We start from the raw sequence: 21,842 nt of genomic DNA on the forward strand, positions 1-21,842 counted from the left end.
TTTTCTTTTAGATATCTGTCAGCAGGTCAGTGTCCGTTTGGGTCTCTGATGCTGTTTCCTGAGTGGGGGGAGACACTGCAATTTCAGGTTCCTCATCACGTGGGATCTCGATCAAGCCGAACGCACGTGCAGACTCCAGTGACAAATAGGCTGAATTTAAACCGGATGCGGTTTGGTATGCTCGGATTGCCGCACGGGTTTTATGGTCAAGGGTTGACGTGACTGCATCGTTGTAATGGCCCCGGGCTTGCAGGGAACGTTGCAAAGACGCGAGAAATTCTTCCGTTAGCATATTTGCGCAAGGGGTTTCGAAATTTAGAATCTTGCGCGGCGTGATGATCTTTGTCGTGGTCTCATTGCGCCAAACTGACGGGGCCGTGACTGTGCCATTGCCATTGCCATTGCCATTGCCATTGCTGTCACGCTGTTCGGGTTGCACCAAGACATCTTGGGTGACGGTTTCAGTCACGGCGGGTTCATAATCCAACGCCCAGCATCCGGGCGCTTTGCCCGCTGAGCGAGGCAATTCAGGCGCGGCGGCGGGAGTGTACCCAATTTGAATGCCCGTTTCTGGCCCTGAACTGGGATCACTGCCTTGCGGAGCAACGCAGGCCATCAGAGACAGGCAAGGCAGCGCGATATATGCTCTGACAGCCGCTGATTTCACTGTGAACCTGGGAAACATATCGGACCTCGTTTGTTTAGTGGCAAATTAGGGGATTTCGGAACGGGGCGCCAGTCATTCTATGCCGGGATTCACGGTTTTGTCCTTTTGTTGCCTGGCATATTCATGGGGGGACCATTTCGGACTGGATTGCGGATCAATTGCGGGCTAAGGATTCATCTCAGGAACCCTACTGATGTAAGAAGGCAGGTCAGACCATGGCTAAAATCACATATATCGAACACAGCGGCACCGAGCATGTTGTTGAAGTTGCAAACGGATTGACCGTCATGGAAGGCGCCCGTGACAACAATATTCCGGGCATCGAAGCAGATTGCGGCGGCGCCTGTGCCTGTTCCACATGCCATGTGTATGTGCACCCAGATTGGGTTGAGAAAGTTCCAGGCAAAGATGCGATGGAAGAAGACATGCTGGATTTTGCGTTTGAACCAGATGCAGCACGTTCGCGCCTGACCTGTCAGATGAAAGTCACTGATGCGATGGACGGCTTGGTCGTTCAAATGCCAGAAAAACAAATCTAACCATGTTTTTCGCGCCGCGTCCAATGCCCCGCCTGTTGCGTGATGGCATACGCGGCGCGTTGATGGCTCTGTGCCTGTTGCATATACCCCTACAGGCTGATGCGGGTGATGAAATCACATCGGCGCGCTTTCTTGGGGAAACCACACTCTATCCGCATGGGGTCCTTGGGGATAAAGTCGAATTTACCACGTTACGCATTGTGACTGCACGCGGCGCTGTCGACTATAATGTCGCGCCAGATCATGTGTTTGAAGATCTTGAACCACGTCTGTGGAACATTGACGCACTGCCTGGTCCCGAGGTGGTCGTGATCCTAAGCAGTGTAACGCAGGGGGCATCCTTGGCTGTTTTCAATGCAGATGGCCTTCTTGCGCGCACCCCTTTCATCGGTCGGAAAAATCGCTGGCTTGCCCCGATTGCAGCTGCAGATTTGGATGGGGATGGGACCGCAGAAATTGCGTATATTGACCGTCCACATCTCGCAAAGATGCTTCGTGTTTGGCGGTTGAGCGCGGGGCAACTTGTTGAAGTAGCCTCGGCGCAGGGCCTTACAAACCACAGAATCGGTGATGCATTTATTCAAAGCGGGTTGCGTGACTGTGGCAGAGGCCCAGAATTGGTGACCGTCGACGCTGATTGGCAGCATATTGTGACAACCCGATTTGATGGCACAAACCTTCATAGTCGAGAAATTGCCGAATATCGTGGCCCAGACAGCATAAAAAAAGCGCTTGTTTGTCGCGGGACTTAGGTCATTTTTATTCTGACACAATCGCGAGGAGGTGGGCGTGACCCCACCAACCTAAGATTACAAAGCGCGCCAACCAATGTCGGAACGGGTAAAGCCCTCAGGCCACTCGATCTGATCAACTATGGCATATGCGCGTGCTCGGGCTTCTGTTAGGGTTTCGCCCCGGGCAGTCACGTTTAACACGCGTCCCCCCGTCGCAACGGTCTGGCCGTCTTGCAAAGCAGTCCCTGCATGGAACACCATGTTTTTGCTGTCTTCTACCAATGCGTCCAATCCACCAATGACGGATCCCTTGTCATAGGCGCCCGGATATCCTTTGGCGGCCATGACAACTGTAATCGCCACATCATTTGCCCAATTTACTTGGACCTGATCCAGCGAACCTTCCGCCGAGGCGATCAACAGGTCCAAGACCTGCCCCCCAAGGCGCATCATCAACGTTTGACATTCGGGGTCGCCAAAACGCGCGTTATATTCCACTAAGCGCGCATGACCGTCTTTTATCATGAAACCGGCGTATAGAACGCCTTGGTAGGGCGTTCCACGTTTTGCCATCTCAGCCAATGTTGGCTCAATGATTTCGCGCATCGCGGTTGCCGCGATCTCATCGGTTAACACCGGCGCGGGCGAATATGCCCCCATGCCACCCGTATTGGGGCCTTTGTCGCCGTCGAAGACGCGTTTGTGGTCTTGTGCCGTGCCGACGGGCAGGGCGTTCACGCCGTCACATAGAATGAAATAGGATGCTTCTTCGCCATCCATGAATTCCTCGATGACGACTTCTGCGCCCGCGTCGCCAAAAGCGCCGTCAAACATGTCATCAATCGCGGCCAAGGCCTCGGCTTCGGTCATGGCAACCACAACGCCTTTGCCCGCGGCAAGGCCGTCAGCTTTCACCACAATCGGTGCGCCTTGGGCACGGATATAATCTCGTGCGGCATCCGCATCGGTGAAATGTGCCCAAGCTGCAGTCGGTGCGCCCGCCGCATCACAAATCTCTTTGGTGAATGCCTTAGACGCCTCAAGTTGTGCCGCCTGTTGGGACGGTCCAAAACACAGGATCCCAGCGGCGCGCAAACGATCGGCAACGCCATTGGCAAGCGGCGCTTCCGGACCGATTACCACGAAATCAATCGCGTTTTCCTCAGCGAATGCCACAACTGCGCCGCCGTCATTGATATCAAACGCCGCACATTCTGCGATGGATGCCATGCCTGCGTTGCCCGGTGCGCAAATCAAACGATCACACTTTGGGTTCTGTTTTACCGCCCATGCCAGCGCATGTTCACGCCCGCCGCTGCCGAGGATCAGGATATTCATAAAGCACCACCTGTGGTCTTGGGTTTCGTTGATTTGCGTTCTATGGTGGCTTTGAGCACAAAACAAGTATGGCGCGACATGTCCGATCTTTTTGAAGAACCTGCGGAAGCGGGCAACAACACCCCTGAGTTCTCGGTATCAGAGATCGCGGGCGCGGTGAAAAAGACCATTGAGGGGGCTTTTGGCCGTGTGCGCGTGCGTGGTGAGGTCGGTCGCGTGACTTTGGCGCGCTCGGGGCATCTGTATTTTGACATCAAAGATGATCGTTCGGTGATCGCGGGTGTCAGTTGGAAGGGCCAAGTGTCTAAACTTGCGGTGGTTCCCGAAGAAGGCATGGAGATCATCGCCTCGGGCAAGCTCACCACATTCGGATCACAGTCGAAATATCAACTGACAGTGGACGCGGTTGAGGTCGCAGGCGAGGGCGCTTTGATGGCCTTGCTTGAGAAACGCAAAAAGACCTTAGCCGCTGAAGGTCTGTTCGGCCCGGACCGGAAGAAAAAGATCCCATTCCTGCCAGAAGTGATCGGCGTGATCACATCGCCCACCGGGGCCGTGATCCGCGATATTTTGCACCGTTTGGCAGACAGATTTCCGCGTAAAGTTCTGGTTTGGCCTGTGGTCGTTCAAGGCGATGCCAGCGCCGCCCAAGTCGCACGCGCGATTGAGGGGTTTAACGCCATGACGCCCGGCGGCGCTTTGCCCCGGCCTGATCTGTTGATCGTGGCGCGCGGAGGTGGATCAATTGAAGATCTGTGGGGGTTTAATGATGAAACCCTGGCCCGTGTCGCGGCGGCATCTGACATCCCTTTGATCTCAGCTGTGGGTCATGAAACCGACACCACATTGATTGATTTCGTTTCTGATCTGCGCGCCCCAACGCCGACGGCTGCAGCGGAACACGCGGTGCCAGTCCGGGCCGAGCTTTTGGCTTGGGTGCAGGATCAAGATGCGCGGCTTACCCGGGCTTTGACACAGGGATTGTCGCGTCGGGGGGAACGCCTGAAGGATTTATCGCGGGCTTTGCCGGACGCTGAAAACCTTGTGAACACTGCGCAGCAACGATTTGATCGCTGGGCTGAAAAACTTGATCCGTCGTTGCGCCAAGCGGTGTCGGAAAAACGATTACAGCTTGAAAAAACCTCAGGGGTTCTGCAACCGGCTGCGCTGCGCGGCCAAATTAAGTCACAGAAACAGCGCCTTGAAGCCTTGTCTGACAGGCTGTCATCCGCACCCGATCGCGGATTGGGCCGTAAACGTCAGGACTTTGACGGTCTGTCACGCCGCTTGCGCCCAACACAGGTGCAAACGACCCAGATCAATGGCCGGCGCATGGCGCAGACTTTGTTTCAACGTCTGTCCGTGGCGGCGGTTGGTCAAGAACAACGTCGGATGCAGCGCCTCGAATCTTTGGATCGGATCCGTCAAACCCTTGGGTATAAGGCGACATTGGCACGTGGTTATGCCGTGGTGCGCGGCGATGGGGATCTGGTCACAACACAGGCAGATGCATCTGCTGCCGCCACGCTGATGATTGAGTTCGCGGATGGCACGCTGGATGTTGGTGAACAGTCTGGTTCCGCAGGTGAACCTTCCCGTCCGACTGGGGGGCGTAAACCCAAGATTATCCGCAGCGGCGTCAAGGATGCAGCGAAAGACGATGGGAATCAGGGCAGCTTATTCTGACCTAAGCCCCAACATCGGGGCCAAGGCAATACAGTGGATCATCACTTTGCTTAAGCTCCACCAAGGTTCGATCTGATTCTATGGTTGCACCGTCAGGCACGACGGTCATAAGGCCTTGATTTTCAAAGACGGTCCAGCATTGTGGGTCATCGCGGTGATCATAGATGAAACAAATTTGACCGTCTTCAGGGTACCATTCTCCGGCGACGCAATTCCCGTCAAGAAACGACCAGCGCACCCGACGATTATCGAAATACTCTTCGGCACCATATTGCGCACCAGCTTGCCCAAATACGAAGGTTTTCCCCAATGTAAGCCGATCAAAAGCCTCAGGGCCTAACGCTCTTGATGATTTGGGGCTTTCCGCAAATACAGCTTGGGTGGACAGGGTAAGGGCGCAAATGGCGCCAATGCGATAGACGTTTTTACAAGTAATTTTGAACATACTCAAAAACTATCGCCAGATGCAGACCCTGACCAGTGCGAAAAACGTCAATTGCTGCGCCTCTGACCCTCAAATTGTCGTTTTTTTGAATGGTGAAAATCCTACAAGAGGCTATGTTTTGCCCAAACTACATAGCCAGACGTCGGATTCCCGGCGGAGCGAACGGAGGATTGGTCGTGGATAACAGAGCAGGGGTCTGGAAATCAGGCAAAGGCAAGGGCCGTCACACACCAAAAGGCCGTCAGCTTGACGACCAAGCACATCAGGATGTGCTGGACCTATTGGGTGATCGCCCACGTCGTCGTGACCTTTTGATCGAATTTTTGCATTTGGTGCAGGATAAGTTCGGTCATATCTCAGCTGCACATATTCGCGCCTTGGCGGAAGAATTGCGCACAGGTCAAGCCGAAGTGTTTGAAGTTGCAAGCTTCTACGCTCATTTCGACGTGGTGCGCGAAGGCGAAGCTGTTCCACCGGCGCTGACTATTCGCGTTTGTGACAGCCTGTCATGTGAAATGGCTGGGTCTGAAGCGCTGCAAAAAGCTTTGGAAGACGGGCTTGATGCCTCTGAGGTGCGTGTGATTCGTGCGCCATGTATGGGGCGTTGCGACACAGCTCCGGTGCTTGAAATCGGTCACAACCACATTGACCATGCGACGCCTGAACTGGTGAATAAGGCGATTGCGGCGGGCGACACTCATGCGCATGTCCCTGATTATGAAACGCTTTCTGCCTATGTTGCAGACGGCGGCTACGCCGAGTTGAAATCCCTGCGCGCCAATGGCGACTGGGAAGCTATTCAGGCAAACCTGAAAGAAGCGGGCCTGCGCGGTCTTGGTGGTGCTGGTTTCCCATCTGGCATGAAATGGGGCTTTGTACGCGCCAACGCAGGCACTCGTTATCTTGCCGTGAATGGCGATGAGGGCGAGCCAGGCACATTCAAAGACCGCTATTATCTTGAACGCACACCGCATCTGATGCTGGAAGGCATGTTGATCGCGGCTTGGGCTGTCGAAGCAGAGACCTGCTTTATCTACATGCGCGATGAATATCCTGCGGTTCTTGAAATTCTTGCGCTTGAAATCAAAGCCTTGGAAGATGCAGGCCTTGTTGAACCAGGATATATTGAACTGCGTCGCGGCGCGGGTGCGTATATCTGTGGTGAAGAAAGCGCGATGATCGAAAGCATCGAGGGCAAACGCGGCATGCCACGTCACCGCCCGCCTTTCGTGGCCCAAGTTGGTATCTTCAATAAGCCAACGCTTGTGCATAATGTTGAAACCCTTCTGTGGGTTGCACGCATTTGCCGCGAAGGCGCATCTGTCCTGAATTCCGTTGAGAAAAACGGCCGCAAAGGTTTGCGCAGCTATTCCGTATCTGGTCGTGTGGCGAAACCTGGCGTGCATCTTCTGCCTGCCGGTTCCACCATCACCGATATCATTGAAGCCTGCGGTGGCATGTTAGAGGGTCACAGTTTCAAAGCCTATCAACCCGGCGGCCCAAGCTCTGGCCTGCTGCCTGCGCATATCCATGATGTGCCACTTGATTTCGACACGCTTCAGCCGCTGGGCACCTTTATTGGGTCCGCAGCTGTGGTCGTTCTGTCTGACAAAGACAGCGCAAAAGAAGCGGCGATCAATATGCTGCGGTTCTTTGAAGACGAAAGCTGTGGCCAGTGTACCCCGTGCCGGGTAGGCTGTGAAAAAGCTGTGAAGCTGATGGAAAAAGACACCTGGGATCAAGGGCTGTTGGAAGAGCTGGCGACGGCGATGGGGGACGCGTCCATCTGTGGTCTTGGCCAGGCGGCGCCAAACCCGATCCGTCTGACCATCAAGCATTTCGCTGACGAAATCTGACGCTAAAGAATAGGCGTCTTGCAAAGGGCCGCCATGTTTTTATTCGATGTGAAGATCATGATCTTGACCGCTGCCATTTTGGCGGCGGTCTATTTTTTTGCCTATTGTTACAAAGCAGCAAGTTGGACAAAAACCACGGTTAAAACCATGTCGGTTTTCTTGCTGGGCGCTGTGGGTTTTATCGGCGGGGCCGAGGGGCTTTTGATCGCAGGCCTGGTGATGTCAGCCCTTGGAGATTTCTCGTTGTCGCGCGATCAAGAACCCATGTTTCTAGCCGGGGTCGGGGCGTTTGCGATGGCCCATGTCACCTATGTGATCCTATTCCTGACGACGCCGGGGGCGGGGATGCATCACCTATCCAGCACGGATTGGTGGCTGATCCTGGGTCTGTTAGCCTATGGTACGGTAATGATGGTGGCACTTTATAAAAATGCGGGCGATTTACGCTTTGCTGTCTGCTTTTACGTGCCAATCATCTTGGCGATGGGCGTGTCGGCCTTAATGATGCCGGGCGGCTATCTTGGAGTGACTGTTGCAGCGTTTCTGTTCATGTTGTCTGACAGTGTTTTGGCGTCCGAAATGTTCCTGCTGCGTGAAAACCACCCCCTGCGACGCGTGACGCCGTTTGTGATCTGGTCAACATATTGGTTGGCGCAAGTCGGGTTTCTTCTGGCCTATCCCGTGGGATTATAGTCCTGTCGCTTGCACCACGTCGCGCCCTGCAAACAAGTCAAAGACCATGGGGATTGCTTTGAATTCTTTTGCTTTTCCGGGTTTTCGCCATTGAATGGGCTTGGTAAGCCAGTCGACCCATCTCATTCGATCACAATAGTCCACAGCGCGTTCCCAAGTGCCATGTGGGTTTTGGGCGCGGTAGGTTTCCAACGCGATGGACAGCTCAGGAGTTATCCCTTGGCGGCTGGCTAGGGCGGAATGTGCGAAGATCAGCAGATCCTGCATATGGCCTTTCTTGGTGTTGCGTTTGGGTGCGAAGCGTTCAAAGTCGAGCAGGGTGATTTTGCTGTCTTTCCAACAAAAATCGCGGATCGCAGGCCGCCCATGGCTGATGTTTTTTGTGTGGAGCTGTGCCAAAGCATCCCCGGCCGCAACGAAAGCAGGCATGCGATCTTTGAGTGATTTTTCGGGGCTTTGCAGAAGATGTTGAAGATTGTCACCGCTGTCAGACAGCACAAAATAACCGGGACCTTCCGCAATGATTTCTGGCACGGCAGCGTTCAAAGCGTTCAGTTGATGCAGAGCTTGGCGTTCTGTCTCGAAGCTGCTGGCGGCGTTACCTTTTTGCAATCGCATCCGCAGAGACAGACCTTCTTCACGTTTGACCCAGTAAAATGCGCCTTGATGTTCTAAGCGTGAAACGCGCGCGTTATTCTGGGCAAGATGGGCTTGAACCGCACCATTTAGGCCGGATGGAGGATGTGAATCTGATGATGTCATAAACCGCATATAAAAGCTTCGTGTGGGTGTTTCAAACCCAGAAAGGGGAAAATCGCTGATGCCCCTTCCATCTGCGCCTTGGGTGGCTTAACTGAATGGAGGTAATTTCCCGAGGGGGCAGGCGATGTCGTTCTTTAAAAAACTCAAAAACCGTCTGACACGCAGTTCTGATAAACTGGGTGATGGCCTAGATGCGATTGTCGAGGATTCCGTTGCAGAGGCTGAGGCAACTCCTGATGTCGATGATGGCCCCGGGTTGGTGTCGCGTGTGCTTGGGCGTGGCACGCCCGGGGCGCCGAAACGTGAGCTCGATGATGAAATGTTGGAACAGCTCGAAGAGCTGTTGATCTCGGCTGATATGGGCGTGGACACCGCATTGCGTGTCACGGCAAACATGGCTGAGGGACGGTTTGGCAAGAAATTATCGACCCAGGAGATCAAAGACCTTTTGGCGGAGGAAGTGGCGCGGGTGATGGAACCTGTTGCGCGCCCTATGCCGCTTTACGCCAAAAAGCCCCAAGTTGTTTTGGTCGTGGGTGTGAATGGCGCCGGCAAGACCACGACGATTGGGAAGCTGGCCAGCCAGTTTCGCGCTGCGGGGAAGTCCGTGGTGATTGCCGCCGGTGATACATTCCGTGCGGCAGCTGTTGAACAATTGCAGATCTGGGGCGAGCGTGCAGGCGTGCCTGTTTTGACCGCACCGGAAGGATCCGACCCGGCCAGTCTTGCCTTTGATGCGATGGTTCAGGCGGAAGCGGACGGTGCAGATCTTTTGTTGATCGACACCGCAGGCCGGTTGCAAAACCGCCAAGATCTGATGGAAGAGCTGTCAAAAATTGTGCGTGTCATTCGCAAGAAAGACGAAACCGCGCCACATAACACTTTGCTCGTATTGGATGCGACCACGGGGCAAAATGCGTTGAACCAGGTTGAGACCTTTCAAAAGCTTGCGGATGTGACCGGGCTTGTGATGACCAAACTTGATGGCACGGCCCGCGGTGGTGTGTTGGTTGCATTGGCTGATAAATTTGGCCTGCCGATTCATGCGATTGGCGTCGGCGAGCAGATTGACGATTTGGATGCGTTTGACCCAGAAGATTTTGCAAAGGCCCTAACCGGCGCGGGAGATCTAAGCTGATGACCTTCAAAACACCAATTTTCGCCCTTGCTTTTGTTGGTTTGGCCTCACCTTTGTTGGGGGAAACCGATTGCGGATCCGAATGGGTTTTGATCGGCAGAGCTCTGAACGCACAGGCATCGGGTGCTGTCCTTGATGGATCCCAATGTCACGTAGAAAACGTTACTTGGCTCGGATCTGCGACCGCCGACAGCTTGAATTGGAACATTCCTGATCTGACCCAGGCCGTTTTGGACGATCGCCTGCCTTATTCCGTAAATATCAAAATTTCCGGCATGGTTGAGGATAATCCGTCCCCGGAAATGGGGGCATTGGCCGGAAAACCGGTGGACTTAGCGCTTGATTATTCTTGGGATACGACAAGCCGAATCCTTAATTTATCCGAGATCGCAGCAACATTTGATGATGGTCAAAGCGCCCGGGTGCAAGGCAAGCTGTCTGGCCTTGATTTGTCATCGATGCAGATCTCAGCTATGCAGGCGGCTTTAACGGATTTGGACGTGCGCCTTTCTGGCGATGATCTGCTGGCGCTGATCTTAAACCCAGCGCTTGAAGAACTTGCTGAAAATGAAGCATCTCAGGTGAAAGCCGCGCATGATTTCGTTGATCAGTTGCCACAAGCCAGCTTTGATTTGGGCACAAGACTGGCGTTGAAATCACTGGCAACCGCATTGCCCACCCCCAAGGATGTGCGTATCACGATGACATCTGAAACGGGTCTTTCAGTCCTGCGTATGATGCCGGTGATGAGGCAAGATGACCCCAACATGGCCGAGATCCTTGCTATCTTGTTCTCAGGAGCAACCGTTGATGTCACATATCCTTGGAATGTTGAATAACCGACCATGAGCGCTTGGCTGATCTCTCTGGAAGGCACTGAAGCAGGGCACCAACTGGCCTTGGTGTTGGCTTTATCTGCGGCTTTTTTGCATGCTGTCTTTGGCGCAATGCAAAAGGGCCGTTTTGACCCATGGGTTATGCGTGGGGCGATTGATCTTTCCTATTTCGTGATAGCGGCGCCAATCGCCTTGTTCGTGGTGCCATGGCCGGAACCCCACATGTGGCCCATCTTCGCCGGCGCTTTTGTTATTCATTTCATTTATAAATACCTACAAGCATCTGCTTATCAGCGCGGTGCCTATACTGTGGTCTATCCTGTGGTGCGTGGCATGGGGCCGTTGTTCACGATCATTGGCGCGGGTTTTGTCTTCAACGAGACCTACTCGCTGACGCAATGGGGCGGGGTAATGTTGCTGGTGGGCGGGATTTTCGGGCTGGCCTTGTACAACTATAAAACCATGCTGACGGATCGCCGCGAGCTGCTGCAGGCATTGGGACTTGCCGTGCTGACCGGGGCGATGGTTGCGGTTTACACGACCTATGATGCATGGGGCATTCGCGCCACGGCGGATCCTTTCACTTTCCTTGCTTGGTTTTTCATGCTTGATGGGCTTGCGATGCCATTCTTTGGCTGGCAACGTTGGAAGATGATCACCCCACGCCCGCCGATTATCCCGCTGTTCAAACGTGGGATCGCGGGGGCTTTCATTGCTTATGCTTCTTTTGGCTCGGTGATGCTGGCGACACGGCTTGATAAGGTCGGGGAGGCGGCGGTTTTGCGGGAAACCAGTGTCGTTTTCGCAGCTGTTATTGGTGTTGTATTCTTGAAGGAAACCGTCGGGCCGCGTCGATTGTTTCTTATGGCGCTGATTGCGCTTGGCGCGGTTTTTGTCGAAACAGGAGGCTGATATGAGCCCAGACGAACGTCACGAAAAAGAACTGAAACCCTGGGTCAAGCCTTTGCTGGAATTCGGACCGATCCTGTTGTTCTTCGTGGCATATGGCCGGTTGAAAGCGCAAGAATTCACGATCCTTGGCGAAGTCTATTCTGGTTTTATCGTTGCTACGGGTTTGTTCATTCCCTTGCTGATGATCACGACCTTCATCCTATGGCGTTTGACAGGTCATCTGTCAAAAATGCAAATTATGACGCTTGTGTTGGTGGTGGTTTTTGGGGGGCTGACAATTTGGTTGAATGACGCAAGTTTTTTCAAAATGAAGCCAACAATCCTGTATATATTCTTCGCGTCCGCACTTGGCGTTGGTCTATTGCGCGGCGAAAGCTATATGCAGACCATGATGGATTCCGCACTGCCTTTGACCGATGAGGGCTGGTTGATTTTAACAAAACGCTTGGCGCTCTTTTTTGTCGCCTTGGCCGTTACCAATGAATTTGTTTGGCGCACCATGTCAGAAGACGCCTGGGTGAAATTTAAAACCTTCGGTCTCATGGGGGCGATGTTCGCGTTTTTCTTGGCCCAAAGCAGCCTGCTTGCGCGCCATTCAACGGAAGACAAAGACGAAAGCTAAAGGTATGAGGGGGCGGCCCCTCGTGCCTCCCCCATGTTGATTGCCCAAAAATGTGCAACACATTCTTAGCTGGGATATTTTAGGTGGGTGGGGGAGAGCTGAGAGTTTGATGGCCACGGACAGAAATGCGGTCTATATTTGTCGAACGTCAGACAAATTTTACCTTCGCGTCAAAAGTTGGCCTGTCCTGCGAGACGCAGACGTATGTATCACACACAACGAATGCCCGGTTTGGGTCCAATGTAACAATTGCTGTAGTATGTACGACTGGCTTCTATCCCCAGCTAACCAAAAACCTTCGACAATTGCTCGCGTGTTGAATGGGGCTTGTGGCAGCAGCAAACAATGCGATTTTTTCCAAAATCAAACGTTTAAGTGCACCAAAGTTTCTCAAATGGTGGTAACTCAATATATAAGTTAGACATGTTTCTCATGTGCACCACACGTAACCAGTTTTCAGGAGTTTGCATGCTGCCTACTATTGCATACGATATAGAAATGGCTTCTTTCCCCGTAGGTGAAGTTGCCCTTGATAAAGATCATGGTTGGGTGTTTGGCTTGCCACGCGGCATTCGCACTGAAGAATGGCCCCTTGATCCGGTCACAGGGTCTCCTTTGATGCATGGTTTCACCCTTCTGTTACCAGAGCAGTATCGATGTCATGGGCCAGAGATTGTTGGACTTAGCTTTTTCGCGACCCCTGCGGACTTAAACGATGGGGGTGCGCAGACAGACAAAATTTTTTCTGATTTAATCCTAAACGGTACGCACGCGATCAAACCGACGTTTGATGAACGGATGTGGAATATGGCACGCCTGAAGTCATCCACGGATCCATGGCGTGCGTATCGAAGTCATGCTGCAAACAAACACCCCCGTTTACATAGGATTACCGATGTTCTTGATTACCATTATGCGATCATTTTGTTGACGGCTGAAGAGATCAACGGCCCTCAAACAGCACCACCAAACTTACCCATGCGCGATGGTAAAAAGCCAACGTGGATGACCAAAGGAGCTGCTGCCAATCTTGAACTCTATGAACACAAGAACCTAGGCGCTGTTCCAGAAAACCGGATCGATTGGAATCTTGCTATAAAATTCAACCCACGTGTTAATGACCCAAATGCTGGCAAAACTCCGTTGGAAGATTGGGGAGATAATTCTACGGCATCAGGTTACATCAACTCGCATGATCGTGAGAATAACTATGCTTTGCATGGGTGGGCAAAGGACCATGGTTCTGAGCATATCGGCGGAACCATGCGCTCGGTACAAGGTATCCCTGAGATGTCCCCTTACTATGTCGAGTTCGAAGAATATTTTGGCGGGTATAATTTTGGGTCTGGCAACGCGCAGCTTGACTTCAAAGAAATGAAATTCGACTGGGCTTGCTAAAAATTCCTATGAATGTCCCCCCCAAAGACCGTTTGTTGAAGGTATTTTTCTTGAAGAAGTCATTGGGGTAAATGCAGCGAAAGCTCACTTTGTCCCGCGTTATCGACCTAGGGGGCCCCTGTGATGATCGTGCGCTTGGGGGCCGCAACTCTTGACGTCGGGGTCAATATTGCGTGATGAGGTTCAGGAAACCGGCGACATTAAGATGAATATTTGCTGCGCCCGCCCTGTACTCAGCAATACAGGGCGCTTCATTTTGATCTAACGAAATCCCGCAGGGGTGGGGCAGAACCCCCTCATCCTTTGCGTTTGAATAACAGATCTTGGGCCTTTTTGTCATCTTGCAGGTTGGATCTGTTTTCAGCAGCCAAAGCTTTCCCAGCAATCACTCCTGGACGTGCAGAAACCGCATCCAGCCAGCGTTTCATATGGGGTTTATCTGATAGATCCTGTTGCTGGCCTTCCCATAAAATGGCCCAGGGCCAGATCGCGATATCTGCGATGGAAAAGAAATCTCCGGCCACGAATTCGCGATCAGCAAGGCGACGGTCTAACACGCCATAGAGGCGCGCGGTCTCATTGCGATAGCGGTCTTGGGCGTAGGGGATATCTTGGGGGGGATCCATTGCTGGGGCGTATTTTAGGAAGTGATGCGCCTGTCCTGCCATGGGGCCGAGTCCGCCCATTTGCCACATAAGCCACTGTTCAACTTCAATGCGATCGCGCTGGGTTTCACCATATAGCTTACCGGTTTTACGCGCGAGATATTGCAGGATTGCGCCGCTTTCAAAGATCGACACCGGCGCGCCATCAGGCACATCGTGATCTACAATGGCCGGCATTCGATTGTTCGGCGCGATTTTTAGAAACTCAGGCGCAAATTGGTCGCCCGCGCCAATGTTTACCAAATGCGTTTGGTAGGGCAGGTTAAGTTCTTCCAAGGCAATGGAAATTTTCCAACCATTGGGCGTGGGCCAATAGTGCAGGTCGATGGGCTGTGTCATTGCGGCGTCTCCTTACATTCCGTTTTGATGATTGCAGGTTCTGACGCGGGAGCAAGAGCGAATAGGCTCGGGTCGTGCACATAATCGTGACTGAGTTTGGCCGTGGCGGGGTTTGGCCGTGATTGGGTTTGGCCGTGATTGGGCTTGCCAGAATCGGGCTTGGCAGCGAGACCCTCAAATCCCTCATGTTTGCTTGATGTGATGAAACACTTGACCCGACTCACTGCCTGGCGCTATCCACGTGCTGTGGTGATTTGATCTACCGGATTGCAGGCCACGTTAAATATACTGCTAAAGAGGTCTGGGTTTACCTACATCCCGTGCCTTTTTGGTACGGGTTTTTTTTGGTTCGGCGTTAGGCCGGACAACAATGGAAGATATGAGATGACTGAGCGCAAACAGAAATATCACCCCCGCACGCAGCTTGTGCATGGTGGCACCACACGCAGCCAATTCGGCGAGCTGTCTGAGGCGATGTATCTGACGCAGGGCTTTGCCTATGACAGTGCCGAACAGGCCGAAGCGCGGTTTATCAGCTGCCCCGACAATGAATTTATCTATGCACGCTATGGCAATCCGACTGTGCGGATGTTTGAGGATCGCATTGCGATGCTTGAAGGCGCTGAGGCGGCTTTTGCAACGGCCTCTGGTATGGCGGCTGTGAATGCTGCGCTGACGGCGCCATTGAAGGCGGGCGATCATGTGGTGGCTGCGAAGGCCTTGTTTGGCTCGTGCCTTTATATTCTTGAGGACATCCTGCCGCGTTTTGGCGTTGAGGTCACTTTTGTGGATGGCACGGATTTGGGCGCGTGGGAAAAGGCGCTGCGCGCGGACACCAAGATCGTGTTCTTTGAATCCGTTGCCAACCCAACGCTTGAAATGATCGATGTCGAAGCTGTTTGTAAGCTTGCGCATGACGTGAATGCTACGGTTGTGGTTGACAATGTTTTCGCAACGCCAGTTCTGTCACGCATGTTGGAACGCGGGGCGGATGTCGTGGTGTATTCCGCAACCAAACACATCGACGGGCAGGGGCGTTGTCTGGGTGGTGTGATCCTTGGATCTCGCGAATTTGTGCGTGGGACCTGTGAGACCTATTTGAAACATACCGGCGGATCCATGAGCCCGTTTAACGCCTGGGTGATGTTGAAGGGCCTTGAAACCATGGACCTGCGTGTGCGTGCGCAAGCGGATAACGCGATGCAGATTGCGAGTGCATTGCAGGGGCATGAAAAACTAGAGACAGTTATCTATCCTGGTCTTGCAGATCACCCTCAGCATGATTTGTGCAAAGCTCAAATGCAGGCGGGTGGTACGGTGATTGCGCTGGTTTTGAAGGGCGGGCAAGCGGAAGCCTTTCGCATGCTGAACGCCTTGGACATCGTGACGATTTCGAACAACCTTGGGGATGCCAAAAGCCTTGTGACCCACCCGTCCACCACGACGCACCAACGTTTGTCTGATGAGCAACGTGCGGAATTGGGCATTGGTGACGGGCTTGTACGTCTATCGATTGGTCTTGAAGACGCGGGTGACTTAATCCAAGATCTCAAAAACGCCTTGAGCGCCGTATAAACCCGCCGCGTTCCTCCGCCCATTGAGGACCGAGGAGCGCGGCCCGGCATTGGCCAGGCGGGACATCGTTGTTATCGTTTTTATGAGGGATTTTTTCATGAGTAGATTTTCATCTTCACGCCGTCCAGCCATAATTTATGGCATCGTTATGTGGGCCATTTCGTTCGTTATCGCTGGCTTTCTCATCCAGTTGGGCGGGTCAATCATTGCGGATGTACCACTGTCCAGCGCACCAATCCACCAAACGGATTTTGTTGATCAAGTCGCGGAAGAAACCCTGAACGAGAAAATCGCGGGTCTGCGCGTTGCACAACGGGATGGGGCGCGAGACGTTGAAGATTTGCAAGCCAAACGCGCGGCCTCGGAACAAGAATATCTCAGCGCGCGTACCAGTTTTGACAATTGGATCAAAACCCGCAGTGCCACGGAATCTCAAGATCAAAACCCAGAAGTGATTGCGCGCAGTCAGGGCCTGGATGCTTTGAATGCCGCGCGAAATGATGCGCGCCGTGAATTGCAAGCGGCGCAGGCTGGGCAGCTTAACTTGTCGCGTCAGGAAGAAGACCTTCACAGTGAACAATCGGCGTTGCATAGGGCCGCTTATGCGCCTTACCAAAAGGCGCTGCGTGCTGAAACGCTTAAGATATTCCTGATCCGTTTGTTGATTTTACTGCCTCTTTTATTGGTCTCTGCGTGGTTGATTGCCAGAAAACGTCAAAGCGCTTACTGGCCATTGTTTCGGGGGTTTATCTTCTTTTCCGCCTTTGCATTCTTCGTGGAACTGGTGCCCTATCTGCCATCTTATGGTGGGTATTTTCGGTCCACCGTTGGCTTGGTCATCGCGGGGGTTGCGGGGAAATACGTGATCACTGCTATGCGTCGTTACCTTGAGAAAAAGAAGTCTGAGGAAAGCAAAACGGAAGCTGAGCGTCGAAATATGATTTCATATGAGGTGGCTTTGAAAAAGATGTCATCGCAGATTTGCCCCAGCTGTGACCGAAGCTTTGGTAGCAAAAAAGACGTGATATCCGACTATTGTGTGCATTGTGGTTTCTGTCTTTACAACAACTGCAGCAGCTGTGATGCGCGGGACAATTCTTTCCATAAGTTCTGCGGTACATGTGGCACGCAAAAGGCGGATCTGGATTTGACCGCATCCCCATCCGCATAATTGTGGATAGGACGGGTGAACCTTAGCGTCGGCTGAAGGCATATGCCGCAAAATAGCGTGGTAAATGCCGCAAAACCCGATTGCGCCGCCGGAATTTGCGCGGTATTTGCCGCGAAAGCTGTTATAGTGATTGCAGAAAATTGCCTCAGGGGTCCGCTATGGATACGTTTAACCCAGAAACCAAATCTGTTTCACGCAAGGATGCGGAAGCGGCGTTAAAGCTGTTACAGGACTGGGCGGCTGAGGCCACGGTCACGGAAGTTGCTGAATTGCACCCTTCCGTTGCGCGCCTTCTGCCTGGGCAGGAAGTTGCGAATTACCCTGCCTTGGCAAGGGCTTATCCTGAAGAGTTTACCGTTGATGAGGCGTATAAAGCGTCTTTGCCGGATCTCCAAAATGGTCCTGAAAGCCTGATCAAAGGCGCCAAACGTAATATTCAGCACGTGGGGATTTCAAATTTTCGCCTGCCGATCCGTTTTCATCGCCGCGATGGGTCGGACATCACGCTTGAGGCCTCAATCACAGGCACCGTCAGCCTTGAGGCGGGGCGCAAGGGCATCAACATGTCGCGTATCATGCGCACGTTTTACACCCACTCAAAGAAGACGTTTTCCTTTGATGTGATCCAAGATGCGCTTGCCGATTACAAAACGGATCATGACACATTTGATGCCCGTATTCAGATGCGCTTTTCTTTCCCTGTGGAAGTGACAAGCCTGCGTTCTGGCCTTGCAGGTTATCAGTATTATGATGTGGCACTTGAGTTGACGGAAACCGCTGGCGAGAAAAAACGTATCATTCACTTGGATTATGTTTATTCATCCACATGCCCATGTTCTCTGGAATTGTCAGAACATGCGCGCCAAGTTCGCGGCCAACTGGCAACGCCGCATTCCCAACGTTCTGTTGCGCGTGTGTCTGCGGTGATGGGCCCATCCGAGGACCGTTTGTGGTTCGAAGACTTGATCGATATTTGTCGCAAGGCCGTTCCGACCGAAACCCAAGTCATGGTGAAGCGCGAAGACGAACAAGCTTTTGCTGAGCTTAATGCCGCCAACCCGATCTTTGTGGAAGATGCAGCGCGTTTGTTTGCTGAAGGCATGCAGAATGAAACCCGAGTTGAGGATTTTCGCGTCATCGCCAGTCATCAGGAAAGTTTGCACAGTCATGATGCAGTGTCCGTTTTGACAGAAGGGGATACCTTTCTATCTGAAAGTATCGATCCAAAATTATTTAGCACGCTGTTCCACGTCGGTTAACAAAATCCAAGTGGCCTGACCGTTCTATATGAATGGTTTATGCATAACATATGCGTAGAATATGCTGGGTATATTCTGGCAATCTCTTGACAGTTTGCAGTTGCTGGGTGAAGCCTATTGGATGTTTGATTTGCGCCCTGTGGGCTATGTAATCGGCCTCCTGGTGGCCTGTCTCGGGATGACCATGTTGGCGCCTATGGCCGTGGACTTGCGCGATGGCGACGGGCATTGGGTCGTGTTTCTTGAAAGCTCGGTGATCACCACATTGACGGGTGGTTTGGTTGCCCTGGCCTCGATGAATGGGGTGCGCGAAGGCCTTACCATTCGCCAAACCTTTCTATTGACCACGGGTGTCTGGGTTGCCCTGCCGATGTTCGGCGCCTTGCCCTTTGCATTGGGTGTTCTCGAAGCCAGCATGGTTGATGCGTTTTTCGAAGCTATGAGCGGGCTGACAACCACCGGTGCCACCGTCGTGTCTGGGCTTGAGGATTTGCCCCGAAGCCTGCTGTTGTGGCGTGGGCTTTTACAGTGGTTTGGCGGCGTTGGTATCATCGTTGTCGCAATGGTATTTCTGCCTGAGTTGCGCATTGGTGGTATGCAGATCTTTAAGTCCGAAGGGTTTGATACGTTTGGAAAAATTCTTCCACGCGCCACCGAAATCTCTAGCCGTATCTCGGTGATATATGTTGGTTTGACCCTTGCGTGCACCATTACATATATGGCGGGTGGCATGGGGCGTTTTGATGCGGTGGTTCATGCGATGACCACTGTGGCGACAGGGGGATTTGCGAATTATGATAGCTCGTTTGGTGAATTTTCGCCCCTCGCACAATATGGCTGTGTTGTCTTCATGCTGCTCGCCGCTTTGCCCTTTGTGCGTTACGTCCAGCTGATTTCTGGCAGTGCTCAGCCTTTGCTTCGCGACAGCCAAGTACGGGCTTTTTTTGGCACCGCAGCGGCGTTGATCCTGTCCTTATCCCTGTGGCGTTGGAACGTCGAAGGTGGCACCGATGAAGCCCATTTTCGTGAAGTTCTGTTTAACACGGTGTCGATCTTGACCGGCACGGGATACGCCAGCGCGAACTATATGCTATGGGGCAGCTTTGCGGTCACGCTGTTCTTTATCATTGGCCTGATTGGTGGTTGTGCGGGGTCTACCGCATGTTCGATTAAGATTTTCCGCTATCAACTTTTGATCACCTCAGTGAAATCGCAGATTCGCCAAATCCATTCGCCTCACGGTATGTTCGCGCCCAGATATGAGGGCAGAAAAGTGCCCGAGGATGTTTTGAGCTCTGTAATGTCGTTCTTTGTGTTTTTTATCGTGACCCTGGGCGTTATTGCTGTGGCATTGGGCATGACTGGCTTGGATTTCACCACTTCAGTTTCGGGGGCGGCTGCTGCTTTGGCGAATATTGGCCCCGGCCTTGGAGACAAGATTGGTCCCGCAGGAAACTTTGCGGGGCTCAGTGATACGGCGAAATGGATCCTGACAGCAGCGATGCTGATAGGGCGACTTGAATTGATGGCGGTCTATGCCATTCTGACGGTGAACTTCTGGAGAGACTGACATGAACACATCCCTGACCCGCCCACTTGGTGCGCAGATGTCCCATATGCTGAAAAATCGCGGTGTGGATGTGATTTTTGGCATTCCCGGCGTGCACAATGTCGAACTGTACCGTGGCATTGAAGAAGCTGGCATTAAACATGTTTTGGCCCGTCACGAACAGGGTGCGGGGTTTATGGCAGACGGCTATGCCCGTGCGACCGGCAAGCCTGGCGTGGCCTATCTGATTACGGGGCCTGGCCTGTGCAATGCGATGACGCCGATGGGGCAGGGATATTCAGATTCTGTGTCGATGTTGGTGATTTCATCTTGCTTAGACGAAGTGGCAAACCGCCGTGGGCAATTGCACCAAATGAAAGATCAAGAGGGGGCCGCTCGGACTGTGTGCGATTGGTCAGAGACCGCTTTGACGGCAGATGCCGCTTATGGGTTGATCGACCGCGCCTTGGTTGAGTTCGAGACCAAACGCAAACGCCCCAAGCACATACAAGTTCCAATCGATGTCCTAGGTGCGTCGGTCGCCGGGCCATCAGATGATGGTTTGCGTGGCAGCCTTCCACTGGCCCGGCCTGAGGACGTTGCGGCTGTGGCTGAGTGGTTGGGGTCTGCGAAACGCCCGATGTTTATTTTTGGTGGAGGTGCTGTTGCGGGCTACAATGAGGCCCGCGAACTGATGGCTTTGACCGGTGGTGCGTGTTTTACGACCTATGCAGGTCGCGGTGTCGTTGCTTCGGATAATCCGTTGAATTATGGCGCTTATCTTTCCACTCCAGACAGCACGCGTGAGATCGAAAGCGCAGATTTGGTGATCGCGGTTGGCACTGAACTTGCTGAGGTCGACATCTGGCGGACAACGATTGGCAAATGCGCCACTTTGGTTCGTGTGGATATCGATGCCGAAAGTCTGCAAGATGCCCACCGGGCAGATTTGCCTGTGATGGGGGATGCAAAAACCTTCATGCGGGATGTGTCCGATTTGCTGGCCGGGCATAAGCACAACAGCCAATGGGATGCGGCGCATGTGAAATCTTGCATCGCGGGTTGGCGCGCCGAAACCGATGCGGCCCGTCCAGGTGTTGCGAAGTTCGGGGATGCTTTGGCAGAAATATTACCCGAAAATACGATGATATATTCCGATATGACGCAGATTGCTTATGTGTTGAAAAACACGCAACCTGTGGATCGCCCGGGGCATTGGCATCACCCATATGGCTTTGGAACCTTGGGCTATGCCCTGCCTGCTGCGATTGGTGGTAAAGTCGGGGTCGGTGATGATCCAGTGATTTCCATTATCGGTGATTATGGCTTCCACTACACCATGCAGGAACTTGGCGTTGCAGTCGAGTTGGGCCTGAGCTTGCCAATTATTCTTTGGGACAATGGGAAGCTAAAAGAGATCGAAGACGCGATGGTGCGCAGTCAAATCGCGCCAAATGCGGTCATCGCGCAGAACCCAGATTTCTGTAAATTGGCCGAAGCCTTTGGGGCGAAGGCCGTTGCACCGGAAGACATCGCGGGCTTCAAAATCGCCGTGACAGATGCTTTGAACGCGGATGGGCCGACATTGATCTACATCACCCCGGATGTGGGGGACTAACGACGTTCATGATGCACGGGCGATGCTGGAAACCAGTTCC

General features: G+C 53.0%; 20 protein-coding genes and 1 riboswitch. Of the genes, 15 read left to right on the forward strand and 5 right to left on the reverse strand.

Annotation, left to right across the window (positions count from 1 at the left end; translation table 11 throughout):
* Positions 1-7: 7 nt before the first annotated feature.
* On the reverse strand, positions 8-685 hold the full coding sequence (locus RJ38_RS18325; RefSeq protein WP_052245511.1) for a peptidoglycan-binding domain-containing protein: 678 nt from the start codon (positions 683-685) through the stop codon (positions 8-10).
* Positions 686-882: 197 nt separating this feature from the next.
* Here RJ38_RS18325 and RJ38_RS16875 point away from each other — a divergent pair, with 197 nt between their 5' ends.
* Both RJ38_RS16875 and RJ38_RS16880 read left to right on the forward strand, forming a co-directional pair.
* Entirely contained in the window at positions 883-1,206 is a 324-nt protein-coding gene (locus RJ38_RS16875; protein ID WP_039020034.1) for a 2Fe-2S iron-sulfur cluster-binding protein, read from the forward strand.
* Between the two features lie 2 nt (positions 1,207-1,208).
* Entirely contained in the window at positions 1,209-1,958 is a 750-nt protein-coding gene (locus RJ38_RS16880) for a VCBS repeat-containing protein (RefSeq protein ID WP_156121918.1), read from the forward strand.
* A gap of 57 nt (positions 1,959-2,015) precedes the next feature.
* On the opposite strand, the gene purD is transcribed toward RJ38_RS16880, so the two are convergent.
* Positions 2,016-3,278 (reverse strand): phosphoribosylamine--glycine ligase, encoded by a 1,263-nt coding sequence (gene purD / locus RJ38_RS16885; RefSeq protein WP_039020035.1) that lies wholly within the window; start codon positions 3,276-3,278, stop codon positions 2,016-2,018.
* Positions 3,279-3,356: 78 nt separating this feature from the next.
* On the opposite strand from purD, the gene xseA reads away from it, so the two are divergent.
* Positions 3,357-4,964 (forward strand): exodeoxyribonuclease VII large subunit, encoded by a 1,608-nt coding sequence (gene xseA, locus RJ38_RS16890; protein ID WP_039020203.1) that lies wholly within the window; start codon positions 3,357-3,359, stop codon positions 4,962-4,964.
* Position 4,965: 1 nt separating this feature from the next.
* On the opposite strand, the gene RJ38_RS16895 is transcribed toward xseA, so the two are convergent.
* Complete coding sequence (locus tag RJ38_RS16895; protein WP_052245512.1) at positions 4,966-5,409, reverse strand: hypothetical protein; 444 nt, start codon at positions 5,407-5,409, stop codon at positions 4,966-4,968.
* Between the two features lie 170 nt (positions 5,410-5,579).
* On the opposite strand from RJ38_RS16895, the gene RJ38_RS16900 reads away from it, so the two are divergent.
* Positions 5,580-7,265: an NAD(P)H-dependent oxidoreductase subunit E gene (locus tag RJ38_RS16900; RefSeq protein WP_052245513.1), complete on the forward strand. Its 1,686-nt coding sequence runs from the start codon at positions 5,580-5,582 to the stop codon at positions 7,263-7,265.
* 33 nt (positions 7,266-7,298) lie between these two features.
* Positions 7,299-7,958: a lysoplasmalogenase family protein gene (locus RJ38_RS16905; protein ID WP_039020036.1), complete on the forward strand. Its 660-nt coding sequence runs from the start codon at positions 7,299-7,301 to the stop codon at positions 7,956-7,958.
* On the opposite strand, the gene RJ38_RS16910 is transcribed toward RJ38_RS16905, so the two are convergent.
* A complete protein-coding gene (locus RJ38_RS16910; protein WP_156121919.1) occupies positions 7,953-8,729 on the reverse strand; it encodes a BUD32 family EKC/KEOPS complex subunit in 777 nt (258 codons plus the stop codon). The genes RJ38_RS16905 and RJ38_RS16910 overlap by 6 nt on opposite strands.
* 115 nt (positions 8,730-8,844) lie before the next feature.
* On the opposite strand from RJ38_RS16910, the gene ftsY reads away from it, so the two are divergent.
* From ftsY to RJ38_RS16935, 5 genes are all read left to right on the forward strand, one after another.
* A complete protein-coding gene (ftsY, locus tag RJ38_RS16915; protein ID WP_039020038.1) occupies positions 8,845-9,858 on the forward strand; it encodes a signal recognition particle-docking protein FtsY in 1,014 nt (337 codons plus the stop codon).
* A complete protein-coding gene (locus RJ38_RS16920; RefSeq protein WP_039020039.1) occupies positions 9,858-10,697 on the forward strand; it encodes a hypothetical protein in 840 nt (279 codons plus the stop codon). Before ftsY ends, RJ38_RS16920 begins: the two co-directional genes overlap by 1 nt.
* A 6-nt stretch (positions 10,698-10,703) precedes the next feature.
* Positions 10,704-11,606 (forward strand): EamA family transporter, encoded by a 903-nt coding sequence (locus RJ38_RS16925; protein WP_039020040.1) that lies wholly within the window; start codon positions 10,704-10,706, stop codon positions 11,604-11,606.
* A 1-nt stretch (position 11,607) separates the two neighbouring features.
* Positions 11,608-12,228, forward strand: a complete 621-nt coding sequence (locus RJ38_RS16930) for an inner membrane-spanning protein YciB (protein ID WP_039020041.1) — start codon at positions 11,608-11,610, stop codon at positions 12,226-12,228.
* A gap of 432 nt (positions 12,229-12,660) precedes the next feature.
* Positions 12,661-13,626 carry a hypothetical protein gene (locus RJ38_RS16935; protein ID WP_202903903.1) on the forward strand — a complete coding sequence of 322 codons (966 nt, stop codon included), beginning with the start codon at positions 12,661-12,663 and terminating at the stop codon, positions 13,624-13,626.
* Positions 13,627-13,922: 296 nt separating this feature from the next.
* Here RJ38_RS16935 and RJ38_RS16940 read toward each other — a convergent pair whose 3' ends face one another.
* The gene (locus tag RJ38_RS16940; protein ID WP_039020043.1) at positions 13,923-14,630 is read right to left on the reverse strand and encodes a glutathione S-transferase N-terminal domain-containing protein; all 708 of its coding nucleotides are present in this window, start codon (positions 14,628-14,630) and stop codon (positions 13,923-13,925) included.
* A gap of 236 nt (positions 14,631-14,866) precedes the next feature.
* Positions 14,867-14,946: riboswitch (SAM riboswitch) on the forward strand.
* A 68-nt stretch (positions 14,947-15,014) separates the two neighbouring features.
* Between RJ38_RS16940 and metZ the strand changes: the two genes are divergently transcribed.
* The 5 genes from metZ (at position 15,015) to RJ38_RS16965 (ending at position 21,802) form a co-directional block, all read left to right on the forward strand.
* Positions 15,015-16,205, forward strand: a complete 1,191-nt coding sequence (metZ, locus tag RJ38_RS16945; RefSeq protein WP_039020044.1) for an O-succinylhomoserine sulfhydrylase — start codon at positions 15,015-15,017, stop codon at positions 16,203-16,205.
* A 97-nt stretch (positions 16,206-16,302) separates the two neighbouring features.
* A complete protein-coding gene (locus RJ38_RS16950) occupies positions 16,303-17,376 on the forward strand; it encodes a zinc ribbon domain-containing protein (RefSeq protein ID WP_039020045.1) in 1,074 nt (357 codons plus the stop codon).
* A gap of 158 nt (positions 17,377-17,534) precedes the next feature.
* Positions 17,535-18,635: a GTP cyclohydrolase FolE2 gene (folE2, locus tag RJ38_RS16955; protein ID WP_082005813.1), complete on the forward strand. Its 1,101-nt coding sequence runs from the start codon at positions 17,535-17,537 to the stop codon at positions 18,633-18,635.
* 121 nt (positions 18,636-18,756) lie between these two features.
* Positions 18,757-20,205 carry a TrkH family potassium uptake protein gene (locus RJ38_RS16960; protein ID WP_039020207.1) on the forward strand — a complete coding sequence of 483 codons (1,449 nt, stop codon included), beginning with the start codon at positions 18,757-18,759 and terminating at the stop codon, positions 20,203-20,205.
* Between the two features lies 1 nt (position 20,206).
* Positions 20,207-21,802, forward strand: coding sequence for a 5-guanidino-2-oxopentanoate decarboxylase (locus RJ38_RS16965; protein ID WP_082005814.1), 1,596 nt, complete (start codon positions 20,207-20,209; stop codon positions 21,800-21,802).
* Positions 21,803-21,842 lie beyond the last annotated feature (40 nt).

The organism is Halocynthiibacter namhaensis (assembly GCF_000812685.1).
GTDB classification, from domain to species: Bacteria; Pseudomonadota; Alphaproteobacteria; order Rhodobacterales; family Rhodobacteraceae; genus Halocynthiibacter; species Halocynthiibacter namhaensis.